15 protein-coding genes are annotated in these 15,831 nt (G+C 64.5%); 5 read left to right on the forward strand and 10 right to left on the reverse strand.

Annotated elements, in window-relative coordinates:
• Window positions 1–6 precede the first annotated feature (6 nt).
• Window positions 7–1,962: an SPFH domain-containing protein gene (locus HY019_RS01555; RefSeq protein WP_290687809.1), complete on the reverse strand. Its 1,956-nt coding sequence runs from the start codon at window positions 1,960–1,962 to the stop codon at window positions 7–9.
• A gap of 118 nt (window positions 1,963–2,080) precedes the next feature.
• On the opposite strand from HY019_RS01555, the gene HY019_RS01560 reads away from it, so the two are divergent.
• Complete coding sequence (locus tag HY019_RS01560) at window positions 2,081–2,335, forward strand: hypothetical protein (protein WP_290687811.1); 255 nt, start codon at window positions 2,081–2,083, stop codon at window positions 2,333–2,335.
• A 21-nt stretch (window positions 2,336–2,356) separates the two neighbouring features.
• Here HY019_RS01560 and HY019_RS01565 read toward each other — a convergent pair whose 3' ends face one another.
• The 3 genes from HY019_RS01565 to HY019_RS01575 form a co-directional block, all read right to left on the reverse strand.
• Window positions 2,357–2,941 carry a chalcone isomerase family protein gene (locus HY019_RS01565; protein WP_290687812.1) on the reverse strand — a complete coding sequence of 195 codons (585 nt, stop codon included), beginning with the start codon at window positions 2,939–2,941 and terminating at the stop codon, window positions 2,357–2,359.
• 49 nt (window positions 2,942–2,990) lie between these two features.
• The gene (locus HY019_RS01570; RefSeq protein WP_290687813.1) at window positions 2,991–4,547 is read right to left on the reverse strand and encodes a methyl-accepting chemotaxis protein; all 1,557 of its coding nucleotides are present in this window, start codon (window positions 4,545–4,547) and stop codon (window positions 2,991–2,993) included.
• A 155-nt stretch (window positions 4,548–4,702) separates the two neighbouring features.
• Window positions 4,703–4,966: a hypothetical protein gene (locus HY019_RS01575; RefSeq protein WP_290687814.1), complete on the reverse strand. Its 264-nt coding sequence runs from the start codon at window positions 4,964–4,966 to the stop codon at window positions 4,703–4,705.
• Between the two features lie 296 nt (window positions 4,967–5,262).
• On the opposite strand from HY019_RS01575, the gene HY019_RS01580 reads away from it, so the two are divergent.
• Window positions 5,263–5,628: a PilZ domain-containing protein gene (locus HY019_RS01580; protein WP_290687816.1), complete on the forward strand. Its 366-nt coding sequence runs from the start codon at window positions 5,263–5,265 to the stop codon at window positions 5,626–5,628.
• 41 nt (window positions 5,629–5,669) lie between these two features.
• Here HY019_RS01580 and HY019_RS01585 read toward each other — a convergent pair whose 3' ends face one another.
• The 3 genes from HY019_RS01585 to flhD form a co-directional block, all read right to left on the reverse strand.
• Complete coding sequence (locus tag HY019_RS01585) at window positions 5,670–6,803, reverse strand: hypothetical protein (RefSeq protein WP_290687817.1); 1,134 nt, start codon at window positions 6,801–6,803, stop codon at window positions 5,670–5,672.
• Between the two features lie 243 nt (window positions 6,804–7,046).
• Complete coding sequence (flhC, locus tag HY019_RS01590; protein ID WP_035037610.1) at window positions 7,047–7,583, reverse strand: flagellar transcriptional regulator FlhC; 537 nt, start codon at window positions 7,581–7,583, stop codon at window positions 7,047–7,049.
• A gap of 51 nt (window positions 7,584–7,634) precedes the next feature.
• Window positions 7,635–7,958: a flagellar transcriptional regulator FlhD gene (gene flhD / locus HY019_RS01595; protein WP_035037613.1), complete on the reverse strand. Its 324-nt coding sequence runs from the start codon at window positions 7,956–7,958 to the stop codon at window positions 7,635–7,637.
• A gap of 301 nt (window positions 7,959–8,259) precedes the next feature.
• On the opposite strand from flhD, the gene HY019_RS01600 reads away from it, so the two are divergent.
• The 3 genes from HY019_RS01600 (at window position 8,260) to ahpF (ending at window position 12,670) form a co-directional block, all read left to right on the forward strand.
• Entirely contained in the window at window positions 8,260–10,191 is a 1,932-nt protein-coding gene (locus HY019_RS01600; protein ID WP_290687819.1) for a reprolysin-like metallopeptidase, read from the forward strand.
• 186 nt (window positions 10,192–10,377) lie between these two features.
• On the forward strand, window positions 10,378–10,941 hold the full coding sequence (gene ahpC / locus HY019_RS01605; RefSeq protein ID WP_290687821.1) for an alkyl hydroperoxide reductase subunit C: 564 nt from the start codon (window positions 10,378–10,380) through the stop codon (window positions 10,939–10,941).
• A gap of 160 nt (window positions 10,942–11,101) precedes the next feature.
• A complete protein-coding gene (gene ahpF, locus HY019_RS01610; protein WP_290687823.1) occupies window positions 11,102–12,670 on the forward strand; it encodes an alkyl hydroperoxide reductase subunit F in 1,569 nt (522 codons plus the stop codon).
• Between the two features lie 69 nt (window positions 12,671–12,739).
• On the opposite strand, the gene HY019_RS01615 is transcribed toward ahpF, so the two are convergent.
• The 3 genes from HY019_RS01615 to HY019_RS01625 all read right to left on the reverse strand — a co-directional run bounded on the left by HY019_RS01615 (window position 12,740) and on the right by HY019_RS01625 (window position 15,654).
• On the reverse strand, window positions 12,740–13,123 hold the full coding sequence (locus HY019_RS01615) for a hypothetical protein (RefSeq protein ID WP_290687825.1): 384 nt from the start codon (window positions 13,121–13,123) through the stop codon (window positions 12,740–12,742).
• Between the two features lie 261 nt (window positions 13,124–13,384).
• Window positions 13,385–14,539 (reverse strand): hypothetical protein, encoded by a 1,155-nt coding sequence (locus HY019_RS01620; protein ID WP_290687826.1) that lies wholly within the window; start codon window positions 14,537–14,539, stop codon window positions 13,385–13,387.
• A gap of 110 nt (window positions 14,540–14,649) precedes the next feature.
• On the reverse strand, window positions 14,650–15,654 hold the full coding sequence (locus HY019_RS01625) for a helix-turn-helix domain-containing protein (protein ID WP_290687828.1): 1,005 nt from the start codon (window positions 15,652–15,654) through the stop codon (window positions 14,650–14,652).
• Window positions 15,655–15,831: the final 177 nt, after the last annotated feature.

Genomic DNA, 15,831 nt, shown 5'->3' on the forward strand with positions numbered 1-15,831 from the left:
AGCGCGTCAGGCTTTGGATGGGGCCTGATGCGCCGCCGCCAGCTCCTGCGCCTTGAGTGAGCTCATCAGGCTCAGCAGCGTTGAGAACGCGTTGCCGTCCTGCCCGCCCCCAAGCTGGATCTGCGGCACCAGCGGCACCTTGGCCGTCTCGAAGGCCTCGGCCAGGCGCAGCATCACGGTCTGCATCAGCTGCTTGTCGGCGCCCTCGCCCTCCAGCGCCTCGGACTTGGCCTTGATGGCCGCCGCTTCGGCCTCACCCACCGCGCGGATGGCCGAGGCGCGCCCGGAGCCTTCCATCTCCTGGCGGAACTTGTCGGCCTGGGCCAGCGCCTCGATCTCCTGGCGGCGCTTCTCGGCGGCCTTCACCAACGCCGCACCGTGGTTCTCCTTGATGGAGATGTCCACCAGCGAGGCGGTCAGCTCGCTTTGCTTCTCGGCGCGGCGCTCGGCCTCGTTCAACTCACGCTGCTTGTCGGCGGCGATCTGCTTTTGCGCAAAGGTCTCGACCTGCTCGCGTGCGATCTGGCGGTCCCGCAACTGCGACATGATGTTCTCGATCTTGGTGTCGCCATCCTGCGGCTTGGGCGTGCCGATCAGCACCTCCTGGAACTCCAGCGAGTAAGCCAGGAAACGCTCGCGCATGTCCACCGAGGCATTGGCCTGCAACTCGCTGCGCGACTGGATCAGCTCGATGAAGGTGCGCGTTTGCGACACGTTCTTGAAGTAGCTCGACACCATCGGGTCCAGCGTCTGCTCAACCAACTGCTTCACATTGCCAAAGCGCTGCACCACCATCGGCGCCTTGCGGTAGTCGATGTGCACCACCACGCTCAAAGGCAGTTGCGGCTCGAACGCATCCTTGGTGATCAGCGTGATCTCGCGCAGGTTGCCGTCAAAGGTGGAGCCGCTGGAGCCGTGCTGCCACATCAGCACGAAGTTGGTCGTGGGCACCAGCTCGATCTTGCCCGCATAGGTGTTGAACGCGTACTTGCCCGGCATCAGCGCATCGCGCCACACGCCGCGGCAACCGGTCTCGACCAGCTCGCCATGGCTGTACTCCACGCCGGAGGTGTCGGCCCCCTTGCGGCCCGTGTAGGACACCACCACGCCCACGAAGCCCACCGGGATGATGGTCTTGTGGATGAACTCGACCGTGGCGAACAGGCGGTTGATGTAGTAGGTGCCTTCCACCAGCACGCGCTCCTGGCGGCCGCGCCTGCCGCCTGCAGCCAGGAACAGCTCGGGCTCCTGGAAGGAGTTGTGGGCGTCGCCCACATCGGGTGCGAGCAGCTCGTCCTTGGGCAAGGCCGGGCCGTCCTGCACGGTCACCACGGCCAGCTGGTCGGACTCATGCTGGCCGGTGACCTCCTTGATCACCACGGGCGTGAAGGCGCTGCGCTGGTCCAGCACATCGCGCATCTTGTCGTAGTAGGCGCTCTCGGTCGCGTCCAGCGTGAGCGAGTAGGTGGCCTCTTCCGTCATCACCACAAACAAGGCCGGGTTGATGATGTGCGTGCCTTCGCGCAGCACCTTGCGCTGCGGGCCCTTCTGGCCGCCGCCCTGGAGGAAGCCGCGCACATCCAGGAAGTTGCTCACGCGGGCGTTGTCGGCCAGGGTCTGGCCGGCGGGCAGGTCCATGCCGTCGCGTGCGAACACATAACCCAGCTTGCCCTGCGTCACCGACACCATGGCGTGGATGTGCACCTTGTACTGAAAGGGCGGGAAGAAGTGAAAGCCGCCGCGCAGCAACTCCGGCTGAAAGCCCGCCTCGCCTTCCAGCGCCAGCAAGCCCAGTTGCACCGAGCCCTTGGGGCTCCAGAGTTTTTCGACGACACCAATGCGGTCATTGGGGATGTAGCGCACCATGCCCGAGACAAAGGCAAACGCCGCCGCCAGCCCCAGCAGCACCAGCAGCATCACCAGATAGAACAAGGGGCCTTGGCCCAGTACCTCAGAGAACATGACATGCCTTCCTTTCCTTGTAGCTTGACAGGAGCCGCTTGGGCTCATGAGCAGCGTACAGGGGAAATCGGGCGGCGCTTTGATATCCTGCCTTCTCCACACTTTGTCAGGCGTTTTGATGGACACCATCTCCCAACTGCAGTCGATGGGCCTGACCCTGCCCTCACCGGCCTACCTGGCCGGCATGTTCCTGTTCAGCCTGATCGGCATGGCCGCGTGGATGGCTGGCAAGCGCATGCAAAAGGCCACGACCAAATGGCTGGGCGTGGCCTTGATGTTCTACCCCTATGCGGTGTCAGACACGCGTCTGCTTTACCTCATCGGGGTGCTGCTGTGCGCCGCAGCCGTCTGGGCCTGGCGCACGCAGGACTGAGCTGAACGCGATCAGATCCGATCAGGTCGGCTCGCCCAGCAGGGCGTGCTTGAGCGCCACCTCGGCGGGCTTGTCGCCGTACCAGATGCGCAGGATGGCATTGAAGAAGCCAGGGTCGGGCAGCGGATCGATGATCTGCTTGCCATTGATGGTGATGATCGTGCCGGTGCCGGGCACCCAGTCGGCCATCACGGTGTCGCCGGGCTTGAGCGGGGGCAGGGTTTCAAACAGCTCGCCGAACTTCAGCAGCTGGTTCACATACTTGGACTTTTCTTCCTTGTCCAGGTTCTTGTTGATGCCCGCCAGGAAGGCGCCACCGAACTCTTCGCCGGTCAGCTCGCGCAGCACATGGATCTTGGCGCGCTTGGGGCCTTGTGCGGCCAGCACGCCCGCCTGGGTCGTTTCCTTCTTGTTCAGGTAGATGCCCAGCACGTAGATCTTGAAGATGGTCTTGGTGCGCAGGCCGGCGCCGCTGAGCACCAGGTCCTTGCCGCCCACCTTCGCGGCTTCATCGACTTTCACGCCCGAGACTTCAACAGCCTGGGCCAGGCTCATGGCCATGCCCAGTACAGCGGCGGCCAGGGTGGTTTTGGAGAACAGTTTCATGAGGGCCCTCTTGCGGTTAGGGGTTGCTCGGTTGACGGCAGGCACGGCTTCAGGAGGCCGAGCCTTCCAGCTTGAAAACGCTGACGACCTTGGCCAGTTGCCCGGCCTGGTTCTGCATGGATTCGGCGGATGCGGCGGCCTCTTCAACCAGCGCGGCGTTCTGCTGCGTGACCCCGTCCATCTGGTGGATGGAGCGGTAGATGGCCTCGATGCCATGGCTTTGCGACTGGCTCGCCGCGGTGATCTCGGTGATGATGTTGGTCACGCGCTGCACGCTGGCCACCACCTCGCTCATGGTGCTGCCGGCCTCGCTGACCAGTTGGCCACCCTGGGCCACCTTCTCGACGGACTCGCTGATCAAGGTCTTGATCTCCTTGGCGGCCGTGGCAGAGCGCTGCGCCAGGCTGCGCACCTCGCCGGCCACCACCGCAAAACCGCGGCCTTGCTCGCCAGCCCGCGCGGCTTCCACGGCGGCGTTCAGCGCCAGGATGTTGGTCTGGAAGGCGATGCCGTCGATCACGCCGATGATGTCCACGATCTTGCGTGACGAGGCGTCGATGGCGCCCATGGTGTCGACCACGCGGGACACGACCGAGCCGCCATCCGCGGCCACATGCGATGCGGACTGGGCCAGCTCACTGGCCATGCGCGCGTTGTCGGCGTTCTGCTTGACGATGTTGGTCAGCTCGCTCATCGAGGCCGAGGTCTCCTGCAGCGAGGCGGCCTGCTGTTCGGTGCGGTGCGACAGGTCCAGGTTGCCCGATGCGATCTGCGTGGACGCCGAGGCAATCTGCTCCGTGCTCTGGCGCACATTGCCCACGATGGCCTGCAGGCTGGCATTCATCTCGGCCAGGGCCTGCATCAACAGGCCCGTCTCGTCCTGGCTGCGCGTGGTGATGGTGCTGGTCAGGTCGCCCCTGGCCACGCGCTGGGCCACGTCCACCGCGCGGTTGAGCGGGATGGTGATGCTGCGTGTGGACAGCAGGGCCACGACCACGCTGATGCCGGTGGCGGCCAGCGCCAGCACCAGGATGAACAGCGCCGTGCTGCGGGCCTGCTGCGCCGAGTTGGCGCCGGCCGCTTCCATGTGCTGGTTCTGCAAGGCAATGAGCTTGTCCAGTGCCGCGAAGTACTTGGTCTGCAGCGAGCGGATCGAGAACAGGTACTTGGTCATCGCGTTGTCCTTCTCATCGGTGTTGATGAGATTGATGAACGAGACCTGGTGCTTGAGCGAGCGCTCGCGCAACTCGACAATGGTCTTGACGAGGGCCAGCCCCTCGGGGTCGCTGACGCTCTTTTTCAGCAGCGCCAGGTTCTCGTCATTGCGCTTGGTGACCTTCTCGATGTTGGCGACCTCGCCCTTCATCTGGTCCGCATCTGACATCACCAGGATGCTGAGCATGCTGCGCGAGATGTCGCCCAGGTCCGCCTTCATCCTGTTGGCGATGACCGTGCGCGGGTAGGTCTCGTTGACCATGGACCCGATTTCGCTGTTGAGGCTGTTGATGCGCAGGATGGCCAGGCCGGCCAGCAGCATCAGCAAGGCGATGACCAGGCCGAAGCCCAGCATCAATCGTTGCCCGATACGGATATTTCGGATGTTCATGGTCCACTGCAATCCATGGTCGAAACAGGGCGTCGTCGGGTGCGCTTGAACGGCATGCGTCAAAGGGCACAAAAGACGACGGCTCCCAGCGTTTTCGGCAGGGGCTGCAGGGACTGAAGTGAAAAAGCCGGCCGTGGCCGCTCAGGAAGGCGTGCTCAGGCCGCCTTGCGCCAGCGGCGTGTGGCCGGTGCGCTGGGGGCATCCAGCACGGTGGCGTCCAGCGGATGCTGCTTGTGGCGTCGGCCCCAGATGCTGCCGGGCACCAGCACGAGGCCGGCCAGCATCAGCAGGGCGCCGTGGATGACGTGCCCGCTCAGCAAGGTCAGCAAGCCGGCAACACAAGCCAGCACGCAAGCCAGCGTGGTCAGATGGCGAATGCGCTTTCTGGCGGATGTCGGACGGGACAGGGAACCGGGCATCGCTTCTCCTTTTCGGGGCGTAAGCCGTGACGTATTTGACGCTGGTCAATTTCTAAGGCCTGTGCCGGATGCGCGCAAGAGCGTGTATTCCCTGGGGGCATTTGCAAATCATGCAAAATGCTGCAGCGCACCATGCAGCGGTACTTTGATAAAAATGGCAAAAGCGAGAGAAAGTTCAATGACTTTCCACGGCGCTTCAGGTCTGATCACAACTGCCGATGGGTGCTCATATATTCGTCTTCTGGTGAGGCGCCCGAGCATGTGTTCTCACCACGTTCATCCAGCAAGAGGTAGCCGTGCCCGCAACTGATTTGACGTCGCAGCAGCAAGCGACGGATGCTCGCCTAGGCCCCCGGGCCAATGTCTCCTGGGCTGCCCGGGTGGTGCTGAACCCCCAGTCGTATGTGGAGGCGCGCGTGGTCAATGTCTCGGCCGATGGGCTGGGGCTGGTCTGCGAAAGGGCCTTCCCCGACGGGGCGATGTTGCACGTCCTGATTGCCTTGCCGGACCCGCTCGACCGCAGCAAGTACCACTACCCCGATCTGCACACCAAGGTGATGTTCCATGTGGCCAAAGGCGGGAAGTTCCGCATGGGGACGCGTTTTGCCAGGATCGACCCGGCCATGAAGGCCATGATCGAGACCTGGGTGCAAAAAGGCTGAAGAGGGCTGAAAAAGGGCCGAGGCCCTGGCGTCACGTCACATCACATCCGGCTGGCGCGGAACTCGGCTTCTTTTTCCAGCATGTCGGTCATGACCGAGATGGACTGTACGCGGCGCACCTCGAAGGCCAGCTCAATGGCGCCCGGGTCGCCCCGCTCGTGGTGCACCTGCCGCTGACGGCTCAGCGCGCGGATCAGCGGGTGCAGGACTTCCAGCGCATTGAGGTCGGCCAGGGCGTGCAGGTGGCGGCCGATGAAGTGCAGCACCTCTTCGCGCGCCTCTTCGTTCAGCAGGGCCAGTGGCGGCGTGATGCTGGGGTCGGGCAGGCCGCGCGGGTTGCTCAACGCCAGGGAGGGTGGCTGTTCGCCACACAGCACGCTGCGCATCAGTTTGGGCGGGGCGTGTGGGTCGTTCACAAATGACTCGACACGGCCTTCGCTGCCGCGCGCCACCAGGCCCCGGATGCGCGCTTCCTGCAGGCCCACACGCGGGCCGGCGCCGTTGTTGGCCATGTCGATGCAGCGTTGCCCGGTGGCCGAGCGCGTGAAGCGGTCGGCGTCGAACACGATCCTGGGCAGCTCGCGCAAAGGCGCGGCCAGCAGGTCGGCCAGGTTGATCCACAAGAGCCGGCGGGGCTGGCTATAGAGCGCGTCCACGCCGAAGGGGCGGTCGGGGCTGCCCCAGAAGGCGGCGCCATCCACGGTCAGCACATCACCCGCGCGCGACAGGAAGGGCTTGCCGGTCAGCGCTTCGGCCTGCTGGTACATGGCGGTGGCGATGCCGCGGCGCTGGTGCTCATAGGCCACCTGCGCATCCTGGTCCATCAGGTAGGCGCCCACGGCGGTGAAGGTCAACTCGCCCACGGGCGCGGCCGAGGGGTTGGAGCCCATATAGGCCAGGATGCGGTCGGGTTCATCGGCGGCGACACCGGCCTCGTACTTGAACAGGTAGCCCATGGCCTGGGCCTTGGTATGGGGCTGGACTTCGGCCACGAGGTTGAGCACCTCGGTTTCGCCGCAGTAGACGGCGGCCTTGAGCCGCACGGGGAAACTCGCGCCCGAGCGGCCGGGGTTGCCCACGTAGTAGGTGTGGTGGCTGACGTCGAGCTTGAAGTCGCTGGCCCCATAGGGGATCTTCTGTCCCAGCTCCAAGGTCCGATTCAGGTAAACATCCATGCCCACTCCCGCTTGAACACACAAAGCCCACTGCTGAAAAAGCCGTGGGCAGCCCATTGTCAGGGCCCCGCGCGGGGATGAAAACCCGGATCAACGGGGGCTAATTGGTCGATCTGTGCCTGGCTGGGGCTGGGCGCAGGCAAAAAAAAGCGGGGTCCCGAAGGACCCCGACAAAGCACTCGGTACAGCAGTGCTGCTAGGAGGAGACAAGCAATGAAAACACGCTGACAAAAAACCCGGGGATCAGTGCATCTGGATGGCACCAGCGGCCTTGCCCTTGCCGGCGCGGGCGGGCGGGTTGCACAGGCCACACACGAAGTGGCGTGAAATTTCATGGGGGTGGCTGACGAAGTGGCCACCGCACTTGGAGCACTTGGTCATGGTCAGCATGCCGTTGTCGATGAACTTGACCAGGCGCCAGGCGCGGGTCACGGACAGCAGGGGCTCCAGGCCTTGGGATTCGGTTTGCTCCAGGTACAGCTGGTAGGCCTTGATGACGACGTCGATCTCGTCCATCTCGGCGGCCTTGTTCAGGTACTCGTGGATGTTGAGGAACAGGCTGGCGTGGATATTGGGCTGCCAGGTCATGAACCAGTCGGTCGAGAAGGGCAGCTGACCCTTGGATGGCGACTTGCCGGAGACTTCCTTATAGAGGCGCAGCAGGCGTTCGTAAGACATGTCGGTTTCCGACTCCAGGACCTGCAGACGGGCACCCAGGTTGATCAGGGTCACGGCGCGGTCGATTTGCTTGGCTTCGGTCAACAGGCTCTTGCTACGCATGGTGGATTCTCCGGCTTGTCTGTAAATGGTGGGGTCTTGTCGAATTCGGGATCAGGCGGCTTCTTGATGCTTGCCAGCCAGCAGGATCGAGGCGTGCAGGCGGGAGGCGCCATCGCTGCCGGCACCCTTGCCGTGGTTGGTCAGCAGGGTCCAGACCATGTCGTCGTCAACACGCATGCGGCACACCAGGGTGTTGCTCGAAGCGACCTTCATCAGTTGAGCGGGGGACAGCGAAGCCAGGCGGTCGGCGGCGGCTTCGGACAGACCCAGGCGGAACAGGGCTTGCTCGCGGTCGTTGCGGATCAGGGTCTGAGCCAGCATCAGGTAGGACAGGTTGGTTTCGCGGATTTCCATCAGGATTTGGTCGGCGTTCATGGCTGTGTTCCTTTGTTTGGCTCAGTGCGGTTTCGCGTTGTCGATGGAGTCATTGTGCAAACGGATGCCAAATTCCTTGATAGGTAAGCGGCTGTAAGACGGGTCGGTTTCCGGCTACACGCCTTGTAGGAATTTGCCTGACAAAAACGCCGAACAGGGCAGGCAAGGCGGTTCAGACAAAAGCTTTGTAAACAGCCTGTAATTGCCCGAAAGCCGTCAGAAATTCACTAGGACGCCTGGGCCTGGCCACGTACGCTGGCATGTCAATGACGACGCGCCTGCAGGGCGAAGGACGAGGAAGATGCAGATCAGCCGCACGATGTGTTCCGCGCTGGCCTTGGCGGCCATGGGTGTTGGCAGTGGCCAGGCCCTGGCGGCCGTGGACCCCGCCACCCTGTCCGACAAGGGCCTGGAGATCAACAGCCCGCTCAAGCTTGACGTGCGCAGCCTGATGGCCATGCGCAGCGGCCAGACCGTGGCCATCACCTTCCCGGTGATCGGGCGCAAGACCGTGGTGTTCGAGACCACCACCAAGGGGCAGGACGGCCTGAGCTACTGGCATGGCAGCCTGCAGGGCAGCCCCCGCGACCGCGTCTACCTCAAGCAGACCAAGGAAGGCTTTGTGGGGGCGGTTCGCTTTGGCGGGCGCCAGGTGCCCTTCCGTCAGCAGGCCAACGGCGCCCTGGTGCGGGTGGCCGACGCGGGCCCGATCCAGGGGCAGGCCTACACCTTGGGCGCCCAGGTGAGCCAGGGCGTGCGCGAGCTGACGGGCAACCTGGCCGGGCTGGCGCAAGCCGATGAGGGTGCGGAAATCGCGCTGCCCCTGCCCGACGGCCAGGTGGAGGTGGCCATCGTCACCCACCGCGAGCTGGACCAGGACGGATTCGTGCAGATCCAGGGCATCAGCCGCATGGACGGTGCGGCAGCGCCCACCGTCATCACCGTGGGCACGGACGCGGTCTTTGGCACGGTGCTGAGCAATGGCAACGAGTACCAGATCGTGACCCGCCAGGGGCGGACCCAGATCGTGGACCCGAATGCGGCCGGCTGGACCAAGCTGCGCGGGCCAGACCAGGCAGACCCGGGCGGGGAGTCCTCGGCCCTGGCGATCAAGATCGGGGGCAGCACGCAAAATGCAGGCGCGACCGCCGCGGCAAGCGGCAGCACCCTGGTCCCCCTGGCCCCCGGCAAGATCGACACCACCATCACCTTGTTCATGACCTATGGGCCCGGTTACGTGGCGCAATGGGGCACGGAGGCCGTGGCGCGCACCCGCCTGTCCAACATCGTGCAACTGGCCAACTCGGCCTATTCGAACAGCGGCACGGGTGTCGCCTTCAAGATCGTCGGGTGGGCCAAGGTGGCGCAAGCCGATGCCACCCCACAGGTCATCCTGCCGGCCATGCGGGCCGACTCCGGTGCCTTCAAGGGCGTGGCGGCGCTCAAGCGGACGGCGGGCGGTGCCATCACGGTCTTTTTTGCCCCCTTCAACACGACCACCTCCAGTTCGTCCACCTGCGGGCTGGCCTATGTGCCGGGCGGTGGGGCCGGGGGCATGAGCCTGTTCAACGCCCAGGTGGCCAGTTCGATGTTCGCCTCGCTCAACGACGGGCAGTCCAACGGCTACTACTGCGAGATGCTGAGCCTGGCTCATGAGTTGGGCCACAACCTGGGCAATGCGCATGACAAGGCCAATTCGTCCTTCCCCGGCGTGTTCAGCTACAGCTACGGCAAGGGCATCAGCGGGCAGTTCGGCACGATCATGTCCTACATCTCGCCGCGCGTGGCGCTGTTCTCCTCGCCGCAGTTGACGTGCACGGCCTCCAAGCAGCCCTGTGGCACCAGCACCGAGAACGTGGTGGCCACCATGCTGCAGACCAAGGCCACGGTGGCGGCGCAGGGCAACGCCAGCAAGGCCTCCGTCTCGAGCGATGGCTCGACCGTGGTGGCGGGCTGGCTGCTCAATGCCAACGGTTCGCCCTACACGGGCGCGGCCACGATCCGGGCCACGGACAGCCGGGTGAGTTGCGCCACCGGGACAACCGGCCTGTACGTGTGCACGGTGCCCAGCGCGGTGGGGGCGGTGTCGCTCAGCGTGACGGCCACGGGCAAGGTGGTGGCGCCCTCGGTGGGCTCCTTCACCGTGGACCGCGCCGTCAACATGCCGGTGGTTGGCACCCGCTTCTACCTGAGCGCCGCGCCCACGACGGCGGCCATCACGATCAAGAAGTAAGCGCCCGCTATCTTTAATCCCGCCAGGTTGCAAGGCCTGGCGGGATTTTTCATGTCTGATCGACGTGCCTGCTCAATAGCCCCTGACAATCGCTCGTATTTGATCAATCAATTCGCTATATGGCATGAGCTGGCCTAAGATTCAGCCCGTAGTCTTTCAACCCCAAACCTAAACAGGAAACAAGCCATGTCTCTGATCAACACCCAAGTTCAGCCTTTCAAGGCGCAGGCTTTCCACAACGGCAAGTTCATTGAAGTCACCGAGCAGTCCCTGAAGGGCAAGTGGTCGGTCCTGATCTTCATGCCGGCTGCTTTCACCTTCAACTGCCCGACCGAAATCGAAGACGCCGCCGAGCACTACGCTGAATTCCAGAAGGCTGGCGCCGAGGTCTACATCGTCACCACCGACACCCACTTCTCGCACAAGGTGTGGCACGAAACCTCCCCCGCCGTGGGCAAGGCCAAGTTCCCCCTGGTTGGCGACCCCACCCACGCCTTGACCAACGCTTTCGGCGTGCACATCCCTGAAGAAGGCCTGGCTCTGCGCGGCACCTTCATCATCGACCCGAGCCTGACGATCAAGACGCTGGAGATCCACTCCAACGAGATCGCCCGTGACGTCAAGGAAACCGTGCGCAAGCTGGCTGCCGCTCAGTACACCGCTTCCCACCCTGGCCAGGTCTGCCCTGCCAAGTGGCAAGAAGGCGCCAAGACCCTGACCCCTTCGCTGGACCTGGTCGGCAAGATCTAAATCAGGCTTTGCTTGATCTGTGTTGAGGCCTGACCTCATCACCTTGTTGAAGATACCTACCCTGCGGGCTCAAGAGGCTCGCCGGGGTGGATGCTGGTCGCCTTTCAAGATCGAAAGGGGGCCGGTTCCCGAAGTCGCTTGATTAAAAAGGATGCACATCATGTTGGACGATTCCCTCAAGGCACAACTCGGCGCTTACCTGGAGCGCGTACAGCAACCCTTCGAGATCGTCGCATCCCTGAGCGACTCCGAGAACTCGCGTGAGATGCTGGACCTGCTGCAGACCATCACCGGCCTGCGCAGCGACAAGATCACGCTCAAGACCGATGGCCAGGATGCGCGCAAGCCCTCCTTCACGCTGCAACGCGCTGGCAGCGGCACATCGCTGCGCTTTGCCGGCTTGCCGCTGGGCCACGAGTTCACCTCGCTGGTGCTGGCGCTGCTGTGGACGGGCGGCCACCCGCCCAAGGTCGAGCCCGATGTGATCGAGCAGATCAAGGCGCTGGACGGTGACTTCAACTTCGAGGTCTACATGTCCCTGAGCTGCCACAACTGCCCGGACGTGGTGCAGGCGCTCAGCCTGATGGCCATCCTCAACCCCAAGGTCAAGACGACCGTGATCGAAGGCGGGGCCTTCCAGGAAGAAGTGACCGCCCGCGAGATCATGGCCGTGCCCATGGTCTTCCTCAACGGCAGCATGTTCGGCTCGGGCCGCATGACGGTGGAAGAGATCGTGGCCAAGCTGGACACGGGTGCGGCCGCGCGTGATGCCGCCAAGCTGTCGGCCAAGGAAGCCTATGACGTGCTGATCGTTGGCGGTGGCCCTGCGGGTGCCGCGGCAGCCGTGTACGCCGCCCGCAAGGGCATCCGCACCGGCGTGGTGGCCGAGCGCTTTGGCGGCCAGGTCAACGACACGCTGGCCATCGAGAACTACATCTCGGTGCTGGAGACCGATGGCCCCAAGTTCGCCGCCGCCCTGGAAGCGCACACCCGCGCTTATGACGTGGACATCATGAACCTGCAGCGTGCCGACAAGCTGATCCCGGCGGCGCAGCCTGGCGGCCTGGTTGAAGTGCAGCTGGCCAATGGTGGTGTGCTCAAGAGCAAGACCGTGATCATCTCGACCGGTGCGCGCTGGCGCAATGTCAACGTGCCCGGCGAGGCCGAGTACCGCAACAAGGGCGTGGCCTATTGCCCGCACTGCGATGGCCCCTTGTTCAAGGGCAAGCGTGTGGCCGTGATCGGCGGGGGCAACTCGGGTGTGGAGGCCGCCATCGACCTGGCTGGTGTGGTCGCCCACGTGACGCTCATCGAGTTTGCCGAGCAGCTCAAGGCCGATGCCGTGCTGGTCAACAAGCTCAAGAGCCTGCCCAATGTCGAGATCCACACGAATGCGCAGACCACCGAGATCACCGGGGCTGAAGGCAAGGTCAATGGCCTGAGCTACAAGGACCGCGCCACCGGGGCTGATCACCATGTCGCGCTGGAAGGTGTCTTCGTGCAGATCGGCCTGGTGCCCAATACCGAGTGGCTCAAGGGCACGCTGGAGCTGTCGCGCTTCGGCGAGCTCATCGTGGACGCCAAGGGTGCCACCAATGTGGCCGGTGTGTTTGGCGCGGGTGACTGCACGACCGTGCCTTACAAGCAGATCGTGATCGCCGCAGGTGACGGTGCCAAGGCCGCGCTGGGCGCCTTCGATCACCTCATCCGTTCATCGGTGCCGGCTTAAGCGGCAGTCGAGCGGCAGGGGTGCTTCACAGCGGGGGCCGGTTCGCCCCTGTAGTGGCCCTCGCAGGTATCAGTTCAGCAGGCTCATCATCTTCTCGTAGAGCTGCTTTTGCTCGCCCATGGCCAGGGCTTTGGCGGCTTCCTTGTCAGCCGCATTGCTGCCGTCGAAGGCTGGGATGATCTTGCCGTCGCGGTTGGCCTTGAACTGCTCCCACACCGGCTTGAGGCCCGGCACGCTGTCGGCTTCGGCGTCCACCTTGGCGCTCAGTTCGCTGATCTCGGGCTTGAGCTTGGCCGCGTCGCCCTGGCCATTGACGATGGCCACCACACGTTCGCGCGCGGCGCCCAGGTTGGCTTTGATGCTGAGCTTGTCGGCCCAGGCCTGGCTGGAGAACAGCAAGGTGGCGGCCATTGCCAGGCGCACCACGGTGGATGAGTGGAAGAAAGTGTTCATGAAAACTCCGTGTTCTTGGGTTGAATGGATCTTGTTGCTTTGACGAGCGGGGGTACAGCGAACCGGCCCGCTGGTGAGCGCAGCATCCATGCCAGCTTGAACAGGCCGCGCGTGCCCCAGGCTGGCGCGCTGCGGCAACCAATGCTTACGTGCGTGACGCAGGCCCATCGCACGGAAGGATCTGGATACAAGATGCCCCGTAAGAGGGGCCCCGTGCTGGGGCGCTGGTGGCGTCAGGGCTTGAGCGTTCAGGCTTGAGCGCTACGGCTTGGGGATCAGCGCGAAGCCTCGATAAGCGTTGGCGGCATTGACCATCCAGCCGGTGATCTGGCCTTGGTCGTTGATGGCCTTGGCCTGCACGAAGGTGTAGCCTGCCGGCGGGGTGGCCAGCACATTGAGGTCCTGCCGCACGCCATTGGTCCAGACCACGGCGCGGCAGCCATGGATGTCCTGATCGGTGCGGCAGTGGCTGCCCACGACCTGCCCCGCGGCGTTCACGCCATAGGCCACGCTGCTGTAGCCGGGATCGGTGGGCAAGGCCTGTGCGCGGCCCTGGTACCAGACGTAGGCCCGGTTGCCCTGCTTGCTGGCGGGCGCCCAGTAAAAGCCCGCCACATGGCCCGCCGAGCTGATGGCTTCGGCATGCACGTCGTTTTCGCTGCCGTCGACCGTGCGCAGCGTGGTGGTCGGCCCGCCCAGTGTCCACACGATCACACCAGATTGCCCGCCGCGCTCGTACTGGCCATCACCCACGGCCATGGTGGTGTTGATGGCGCGGGCCTTGACCGACAGGGCGCTGGCCGAGGGCAGCACGGTGGCCAGGCCATCACGCAGCAGGAAGGCGTATTCGTTCTGCCGGTTGTCGATCTGGGCGCGCCCGATGATCCAGCCTTGTTCATTGATGCCCACGGCGCGGGCGGACAGGTAGCTGGGCAGGCCCTGCAACTGCGCGCTGAGGTCCACAGGGGCGCTGCCAGGGCTCAACCACAGCACCGGGTGCACGCCGATGTCAAATGCGCCCTTGGGGACGTAGCTGCGCCCGACCATCACGCCGCGGTTGTTGATGGCGTGGGCCTCGCAAGGCTTGTCCCAGCTGGCCGAGGTGCTGACGGCCTTGCTCAGGCAGGGCAGCGCGGTGGGGGCGCCGCCTTGCGCAGGCCACCACACCGAACGTGGCTGGCGGCTGCTGTAGCCCTCGACCAGACAGCCTACCCACTGGCTGACGGGGCAGTCCTGCTTGACGTAGGACTCACCCAGCATGACCCCGTTGGCGGCGATCACCTCACCGTAGCTGTTCTGATCCTGTGCGATGGGTGCCAGCAGGCTCACGCTGTAGGCGGCACCGGCGGTTGTGGACGACAGCGCCAGCAGCGCGCTGCCGAGCAGCGCTGCAAACGATGTGATCCGGGTGTTCATGCGGGGGCTCCTGATGTGCAGGCAAGACATTAAGGGCAGTGTCGCAACTTGGCCCGTAATCATTCGTAAATGGCGGACCAGGGCGCAACAGCGACACCACCAGGTGGTGTTCAGCTGCGGGTTCGCCCTGAACTGAAGCGCCATGCGTAGTCTCCAGGCGACACACCCAGCCGTTGCTGAAAGCAGCGGCGCAGTTTGTCTTCACTGCCGAAGCCGCTTTCCCGCACGACGCGCTTGAGCGGTGTCGGCGCGGCCTCCAGCAGCCGGCAGGCGCGCTCCAGCCGCAGGTTGGCAAGGAAGCGGGCCGGGGTCTGCCCGGTCTGGGCCAGCACCTGGCGGTGCAGGGTGCGTTCAGACAGGGCCAGGGCATGCGCCATGTCGGCCACGCTGATGGCCTGCTTCAAGCGGGGCTTGAGCCATTGCAGCAGCTGGCCGGCGATGCCTTCTTGATCGCTTGCCTGCGCCAGCAACTCGGCACTGAATTGGCGCTGGCCACCGGCTCGCCGCAGCGGCACGACCAGGCGCTTGGCCACGCGCAGCGAGAGGGCGCGGCCGTGATCGGCCTCGACCAGGCTCAGGCACAGGTCGATGCCGGCGGTCACACCGGCTGAGGTGTGGACATGGCCGTCTCGCACATGGATGGCGTCGTCCAGCAGGTGCACCTGTGGGAACAGCTGGCGCAGCAGGGGGACGTCTTGCCAGTGGGTCACGGCACGCCGGCCGTCGAGCAGACCGGCTTGGGCCAGCACGAAGGCGCCGGTGCAGACCGAGCAGCAACGGGCTACTTGCTTGGATGCGGCTTGCAGCCAGCGGATCAGGCGTTTGTCGTGCATGGCGCCTTGTGTGCCGTCGCCACCGGCCACGATGAGGGTGGTGTGTTTCAGGCTGGCTGGGCGGGGCAGGGCTTCGGTTTGCACGGCCAGGCCGGTGGAGGAGGTGATCAAGCCGCCGGTGGTGGAGACGGTGCGCAAGCGGTAGCGGGGTGTGAGCTGGGCTTTGGCGGCTTCCTGGTCGGCCATGGCAAAGACCTGCAGGGGCCCGGCGGCATCCAGCAGCAGGAAGTCGGGGAAGACGACCATGAGGATGGTGTGCGGGGTGGGGCGTTGGCTTGGCATGCGTGAAATATAGGTTCGTTCATGCTGTGGTGTTCGTGCGGAGGTTCTGGCGCTTTGGCGTTGCGGCCGCAGGTCGGGGGCTGAGGTGGCATCGGGCCGGGCTTCATGTTGACGGTCCTGCCGTAGGCAGGACTGCCCTGCGATGCTCGCGACGAGGTGGCGCCCTCTAACTTGTAT

The organism is Aquabacterium sp. (genome assembly GCF_016195855.1).
Classification (GTDB): domain Bacteria; phylum Pseudomonadota; class Gammaproteobacteria; order Burkholderiales; family Burkholderiaceae_C; genus Aquabacterium.

Excerpts from the sequence above, each read along its gene's own strand:
- HY019_RS01560 (WP_290687811.1), top strand. The coding sequence starts at position 2,081 with ATGGACACCATCTCCCAACTGCAGTCGATGGGCCTGACCCTGCCCTCA.
- HY019_RS01570 (WP_290687813.1), bottom strand. The coding sequence starts at position 4,547 with ATGAACATCCGAAATATCCGTATCGGGCAACGATTGATGCTGGGCTTC.
- HY019_RS01600 (WP_290687819.1), top strand. The coding sequence starts at position 8,260 with ATGCAGATCAGCCGCACGATGTGTTCCGCGCTGGCCTTGGCGGCCATG.
- flhC (WP_035037610.1), bottom strand. The coding sequence starts at position 7,583 with ATGCGTAGCAAGAGCCTGTTGACCGAAGCCAAGCAAATCGACCGCGCC.
- HY019_RS01575 (WP_290687814.1), bottom strand. The coding sequence starts at position 4,966 with ATGCCCGGTTCCCTGTCCCGTCCGACATCCGCCAGAAAGCGCATTCGC.
- HY019_RS01555 (WP_290687809.1), bottom strand. The coding sequence starts at position 1,962 with ATGTTCTCTGAGGTACTGGGCCAAGGCCCCTTGTTCTATCTGGTGATG.
- ahpC (WP_290687821.1), top strand. The coding sequence starts at position 10,378 with ATGTCTCTGATCAACACCCAAGTTCAGCCTTTCAAGGCGCAGGCTTTC.
- HY019_RS01625 (WP_290687828.1), bottom strand. The coding sequence starts at position 15,654 with ATGCCAAGCCAACGCCCCACCCCGCACACCATCCTCATGGTCGTCTTC.
- HY019_RS01620 (WP_290687826.1), bottom strand. The coding sequence starts at position 14,539 with ATGAACACCCGGATCACATCGTTTGCAGCGCTGCTCGGCAGCGCGCTG.
- flhD (WP_035037613.1), bottom strand. The coding sequence starts at position 7,958 with ATGAACGCCGACCAAATCCTGATGGAAATCCGCGAAACCAACCTGTCC.
- HY019_RS01585 (WP_290687817.1), bottom strand. The coding sequence starts at position 6,803 with ATGGATGTTTACCTGAATCGGACCTTGGAGCTGGGACAGAAGATCCCC.
- HY019_RS01615 (WP_290687825.1), bottom strand. The coding sequence starts at position 13,123 with ATGAACACTTTCTTCCACTCATCCACCGTGGTGCGCCTGGCAATGGCC.
- ahpF (WP_290687823.1), top strand. The coding sequence starts at position 11,102 with ATGTTGGACGATTCCCTCAAGGCACAACTCGGCGCTTACCTGGAGCGC.
- HY019_RS01565 (WP_290687812.1), bottom strand. The coding sequence starts at position 2,941 with ATGAAACTGTTCTCCAAAACCACCCTGGCCGCCGCTGTACTGGGCATG.